Below are 6,107 nucleotides of genomic sequence, written 5' to 3'. Positions count from 1 at the left end.
CGGGGCACCCTGTCGACGCGTCCGCGATGCCGGACGTACGCCCCGGCCGTACGTCCGGCGGTGTGATTGGCTACGCCGCATGGGTCATGGACAGGGTTTCCCCGCACCGCAGGCAGCGCCTCCCTTCGATCCCGAACTCCACGTCGCACTCAGGGCGTTGAGCGAGGAGTCGAGGGCGCCGATCACCCCGGAGAACCTCGCGGCCAGGCAGCAGCGGGACGCCTCGGCCCGGCCCAGGCCGACGGCCGACGACCTCCGCGACGACGGCCGGTTCGAGGTGACGGAGCTCTGTGTGCCAGGGCTCCGGGGTGGACCGGACGTCACGCTCGTGAGCGCCCGCCCCGCCGGTCTCGCAGGGCCGCTGCCGCTGCTGTACTACCTGCACGGCGGCGCGATGATCATGGGCAACGCGTGGTCCGTGCTGCCGCGGATCCTGCGCGAGTGGGCCCTCCCGCTGGAGCTGGCCGTCCTCTCGGTCGAGTACCGGCTGGCGCCGCAGGCGCAGTACCCGGCGCCGCTTGAGGACTGCTACGCCGGACTCGTCTGGGCGGCGGGGCACGCGGACGACCTCGGCATCGACGCGAACCGCATCATCGTCGGAGGCAAGAGCGCAGGTGGCGGGCTCGCCGCGGCCCTGGCCCTGCTGGCCCGCGACCGGGGCGGTCCCGGAGTGCTGGGGCAGCTGCTGCTGTGCCCGATGCTCGACGACCGCGCGTCCACCTTCTCCAGCCGCCAGATGTCGGGCCTCGGCATATGGGACCTCACCTCCCACGCGACCGTGTGGCAGGCGGTGCTCGGTGACCGTTACGGCGCCGAGGACCTGCCGCCCTATGCGGCCCCCTCCCGCGCCACGGACCTCTCCGGACTTCCCCCGGCGTACATCGAGGTCGGGTCGGCCGAGATGTTCCGGGACGAGGACATGGTGTACGCGAACGCGATCTGGCAGGCCGGCGGCAGCGCCGAACTGCACGTGTGGCCCGGCGCCTACCACGGCTTCGACGGCATGGCCCCGAAGGCGGCCCTCAGCCGCGACGCGCGCGACGCCCGCACCCGCTGGCTCAGGCGCCTCCTCGACCAGCCCGGCGGCTGACGGCTGAAGCGACGTACACCGGTGCGCCACCGGGGGCGGCACGGGGGCGGGGGCGACCCGGGCAGGACCTTCGCCACCGGCCTCGGCTGCGAGATCCGGCACGACCCCGGCTCGGCCCCCCCAAGGACTCGACCGCACCAGCACCTCTGCCGCCGGCCACCGCGCGCCCGCGGCCGTCCTGACCCGTACCCTCGAAGAAGTCGATGCACCCACCACGGATCGGAGCACCCGATGCACTCCATGACCGAGGACGAGTGGCGTACGTTCGCCCTCACCGGCACCCGGACGGGCAAGCTGGCGACGAATCGCAAGGACGGCCGCCCGCACGTCACCCCGGTGTGGTTCCTGATCGACGACAGCGCGGACGCGCCCCGGATCGTCTTCACCACCTGGCACGAGTCGCTGAAGTGCAAGTCGCTGCTCCGCGAGCCGCGCTTCTCGCTCTGCGTCGACGACCAGGAACCGCCCTTCAGCTACGTGATGCTGGAATGCACGGCCGAGTTCACCGAGGACCCGGACGAACTCCGCACCTGGGCCACCCGCATCGGCAGCCGGTACATGGGGCCTGCGAGCGGCGCCGCCTACGGGGAGCGGAACTCCGTGCCCGGCGAGTACCTCGTGCGCGCCAGGGTCGACCGGGTCGTGGCCTTCGGCGGCATCGCCGACTGACCCCGCCCCGCCCGGGAGCGCGGGGGAGAAGGGGTGGACTCCAGGACGCCAGGGAGGAAGTGACTGCCCAGGCCCGCCTCCGTCCGCTACTCCTCGAAGGCCCTCAGGATCCGCTCCGCCGCCAGCGTGGGCGTCAACTCGCCGTCGCGCAGGGCCTGTTCGATGCCGGGCGCCGCGCCGCGCACCGCCGGATGCGAGTGCAGCCGGCCGAGCAGCTCGTCGCGGACCATCGCCCACGCCCAGTCGACCTGCTGGCCCGCCCGCTTGGCGGCCAGTCGGCCGGAGGAGTCCAGGAGCGTGCGGTGCTGCTCCAGACGGTCCCAGACCTCGTCGAGCCCGGCGCTCTCCCGGGCACTGCAACTCAGCACCGGGGGAGTCCAGTTGGCGTCGGCGGGGTGCATGAGGCGCAGTGCGCCCGCCAACTCCCGTGCGGCGGACCGTGCGTCGCGTTCGTGCGGGCCGTCCGCCTTGTTGACGGCGACGATGTCCGCCAGCTCCAGGACGCCCTTCTTGATGCCCTGGAGCTGGTCGCCCGTACGGGCCAGGGTGAGCAGGAGGAAGGAGTCGACCATGTTTGCCACGGCCGTCTCGGACTGTCCGACGCCCACCGTCTCCACCAGCACCACGTCGTACCCGGCGGCCTCCACCACCACCATCGCCTCGCGCGTCGCCCGCGCCACCCCGCCCAGCGTTCCGGCCGAGGGGGAGGGGCGTACATAGGCGGCCGGGTCGACGGCCAGGCGCTCCATCCGGGTCTTGTCACCCAGGATGGAGCCGCCCGTACGGCTCGACGACGGGTCGACGGCCAGCACCGCGACCCGGTGCCCGAGCCCCGTCAGCATCGTGCCGAACGCGTCGATGAAGGTCGACTTGCCGACACCGGGAACACCGCTGATGCCGATCCGGCGCGCCGCACCGGAATGCGGCAGCAGCTCGGTCAGCAACTGCTGTGCGAGCACCCGGTGGTCCGCCCGGGACGATTCGACGAGAGTGATCGCCCGGGCCACGAACGCCCGCTTCCCGTCGAGCACGCCCTTGGCGTACGCGTCGATGTCGATCTTCGGGGGCATGCGTTCAGTCCTCGTCCCTCGGAGCCATCTGCCGTCAGTCCTCCGTGGCGTCGGCCGGCGCGGCGTCGGCCGGTGCGGCCAGCTCGTGCCCCAGGTCCGCGGCCAGCCGCTGCACCAGGTCGTACGCCGCGTCCGGGATCACCGTCCCCGGCGGGAAGACCGCAGCCGCGCCCGCCTCGTGCAGCGTCGGGATGTCCTGCGGCGGGATGACACCGCCGACGACGATCATCACGTCCTGGCGGCCCTCCGCCGCCAGCTCCTCCCGCAGCGCCGGTACGAGCGTGAGGTGCCCGGCCGCGAGGGAGGACACGCCGACGATGTGCACGTCCGCCTCGACGGCCTGTCGCGCCACCTCCGCCGGGGTCTGGAACAGCGGGCCGACGTCCACGTCGAAGCCCAGGTCGGCGAAGGCCGTGGCGATCACCTTCTGGCCGCGGTCGTGCCCGTCCTGGCCCATCTTGGCGACCAGGATCCGCGGACGGCGGCCCTCCGCCTCCTCGAAGGCGTCGACCAGGGTGCGGGTGCGCTCCACCGAAGGGGACTCTCCTGCCTCGTTGCGGTACACACCGGCGATCGTACGGATCTGGCCCGCGTGCCGCCCGTAGACCTTCTCCAGCGCGTCCGAGATCTCACCGACGGTCGCCTTCGCGCGGGCGGCGTTCACGGCCAGCGCGAGGAGGTTGTCGTCGAGGCTCTGGGAGGAACCCCGCTCGGCGGACGCCGTCAGGGCCCGCAGCGCGTCTTGGCAGGCCGCCTCGTCGCGCTCCTCGCGCAGCCGCTTCAGCTTGGCGATCTGCTGCGTACGCACCGAGGAATTGTCGACCTTGAGGACGTCGATCTCCTCGTCGGTGGCCACCCGGTACTTGTTGACGCCGATCACCGGCTGGCGGCCCGAGTCGATCCGGGCCTGGGTGCGCGCCGCCGCCTCCTCGATGCGGAGCTTCGGGATGCCCGCGTCGATGGCCTTCGCCATGCCGCCGGCCGCCTCCACCTCCTCGATGTGCTGCCAGGCGCGCCGCGCCAGGTCGTGCGTCAGCTTCTCGACGTACGCCGAACCGCCCCACGGGTCGATGACCCGGCCGGTGCCGGACTCCTGCTGGAGCAGCAGCTGCGTGTTGCGGGCGATGCGCGCCGAGAAGTCGGTGGGCAGCGCGAGCGCCTCGTCGAGGGCGTTGGTGTGCAGCGACTGGGTGTGGCCCTGGGTCGCGGCCATCGCCTCGATGCAGGTGCGCGGCACGTTGTTGAAGACGTCCTGCGCGGTCAGCGACCAGCCCGAGGTCTGCGAATGGGTGCGCAGGGAGAGGGACTTGGGATTCTTCGGGTCGAACTGCTTGACCAGCTTCGCCCACAGCAGACGCGCCGCCCGCAGCTTCGCGATCTCCATGAAGAAGTTCATGCCGATCGCCCAGAAGAAGGAGAGGCGGGGCGCGAACGCATCGACGTCCAGGCCGACTTCGAGCCCGGCCCGCAGATACTCGACACCGTCCGCGAGGGTGTACGCCAGCTCCAGGTCGGCCGTCGCCCCCGCCTCCTGGATGTGGTACCCGGAGATGGAGATGGAGTTGTAGCGCGGCATCTTCTGCGAGGTGAACGCGAAGATGTCGGAGATGATCCGCATCGAGGGCTTCGGCGGATAGATGTAGGTGTTGCGGACCATGAACTCCTTGAGGATGTCGTTCTGGATGGTCCCCGCCAGTTTTTCCGGCGGCACCCCCTGCTCCTCGGCCGCCACGATGTAGAGCGCCAGCACCGGCAGCACGGCGCCGTTCATCGTCATCGACACCGACATCTTGTCCAGCGGGATGCCGTCGAAGAGCTGCCGCATGTCGTAGATCGAGTCGATCGCCACGCCCGCCATGCCGACGTCACCGGTCACCCGCGGGTGGTCGCTGTCGTAGCCGCGGTGGGTGGGCAGGTCGAAGGCGACGGACAGGCCCTTCTGACCGGCCGCCAGATTGCGGCGGTAGAAGGCGTTGGACTCCTCGGCGGTGGAGAAGCCCGCGTACTGGCGGATCGTCCACGGCTGGTTGACGTACATCGTCGGGTAGGGGCCGCGCAGATACGGCGCCACACCCGGGTACGTCTTCAGGAAGTCCAGGCCCTCGGTGTCCCGGTCCGTGTACAGCGGCTTGACCGGGATGCCCTCGGGCGTGTCCCAGACGAGGTCCTCGACGCCGCGGCCGGTCGACTCCTTGACGGCCGAACGCCACTGCTCCTCGGAGGCCGCCGGAGCGGCAGCGCCGAGTCCGATCTGCGAGAAGTCGGGAATCCCGGCGGAATTGGGGATGCTGCCCATTACTTCACTTCCATACGGTCGAGGACGGAGGTGAGCACGGCCACCGCGTCCGAGCCCGCGAAGACGAACGCGTCGACGCCGGCACTGCGGTACGTGTCTTCGGCTTCCCCCGGACGGCCCGCGAGGAACACCGTCCGCGCCCCCGCCTCCTTGAGGGCGGCGGCGACGTCCGCCGCCTGCTCCGCGTACAGGGCGTCGCTGGAGCAGATGCAGGCCACGCCCGCACCGCTCGCCGTGAACGCCCCGGCGACCGTGCCCGCGTCGACCGTCACCGGGTCGTGCACCGGTGTGACGCCGCCCGCCTGGAAGAGGTTCGCGGCGAAGGTGACCCGGCCGGTGTGCGCGGCGGCCGGTCCCAGTGCGGCGACGAAGACGCGAGGACGGGCCCCGGTCGCCGCCAGGTGGGCGTCGGAGCGGGCGCGCAGCGCCTCGTACGCCTCGTCGCGACGGACCCGGGGGAGCCCCCCGGACGGCTTCGCGGGCGCCGGGTCGCGGTCGACGGCACGCTCGGCGAGGTTCGGGAACTCGCTGACGCCGGTGATCGGTTCGCGCCGTTTGGCGAGTGCCTTCGTACGGCGCTCCCAGGTGGCGGCGATCCGCTCCCCGACCAGACCGGAGGCCAGCGCCCGCTCCTGACCGCCGGCCTTCTCGATCTCCTGGAACCACTCCCAGGCCGCCGCCGCCAGCTGGTCCGTCAACTGCTCGACGTACCAGGAGCCGCCCGCCGGGTCGACGACCCGCGACAGGTGCGACTCCTCGACCAGGATGGTGGAGGTGTTACGGGCGATACGGCGCGCGAACGCGTCCGGCAGGCCGATCGCCTGGTCGAAGGGCAGCACCGTCACCGCATCGGCGCCGCCCACACCGGCCGCCATGCAGGCGATCGTGGTGCGCAGCATGTTCACCCACGGGTCGCGGCGCGTCATCATCACCGACGACGTCACCGCGTGCTGGCGCTGCGCCCCGGCCCCTGCCGCACCTC

At 71.8% G+C, this 6,107-nt stretch carries 5 protein-coding genes; 2 read left to right on the top strand and 3 right to left on the bottom strand.

Going from position 1 to position 6,107, the window contains the following annotated elements:
* The first annotated feature begins 79 nt into the window (after positions 1 to 79).
* Complete coding sequence (locus ACWGIG_RS36080) at positions 80 to 1,090, top strand: alpha/beta hydrolase (RefSeq protein WP_453325935.1); 1,011 nt, start codon at positions 80 to 82, stop codon at positions 1,088 to 1,090.
* A gap of 240 nt (positions 1,091 to 1,330) precedes the next feature.
* Positions 1,331 to 1,759 (top strand): PPOX class F420-dependent oxidoreductase, encoded by a 429-nt coding sequence (locus ACWGIG_RS36075; protein WP_453325936.1) that lies wholly within the window; start codon positions 1,331 to 1,333, stop codon positions 1,757 to 1,759.
* Positions 1,760 to 1,845: 86 nt separating this feature from the next.
* On the opposite strand, the gene meaB is transcribed toward ACWGIG_RS36075, so the two are convergent.
* The 3 genes from meaB to ACWGIG_RS36060 all read right to left on the bottom strand — a co-directional run.
* Positions 1,846 to 2,829, bottom strand: a complete 984-nt coding sequence (gene meaB, locus ACWGIG_RS36070; protein ID WP_453325934.1) for a methylmalonyl Co-A mutase-associated GTPase MeaB — start codon at positions 2,827 to 2,829, stop codon at positions 1,846 to 1,848.
* A gap of 34 nt (positions 2,830 to 2,863) precedes the next feature.
* Positions 2,864 to 5,125 (bottom strand): methylmalonyl-CoA mutase, encoded by a 2,262-nt coding sequence (gene scpA, locus ACWGIG_RS36065; protein ID WP_453325933.1) that lies wholly within the window; start codon positions 5,123 to 5,125, stop codon positions 2,864 to 2,866.
* On the bottom strand, positions 5,125 to 6,107 hold a 983-nt coding region (locus ACWGIG_RS36060), incomplete at its 5' end, for a methylmalonyl-CoA mutase family protein (protein ID WP_453325932.1). The genes ACWGIG_RS36060 and scpA, both read right to left, overlap by 1 nt.

The sequence above is a fragment of the Streptomyces sp. NPDC054863 genome (assembly GCF_053610825.1).
The sequence above is the reverse complement of the archived record's forward strand: the minus strand, read 5'-3'. Positions and strand labels throughout refer to the sequence as shown.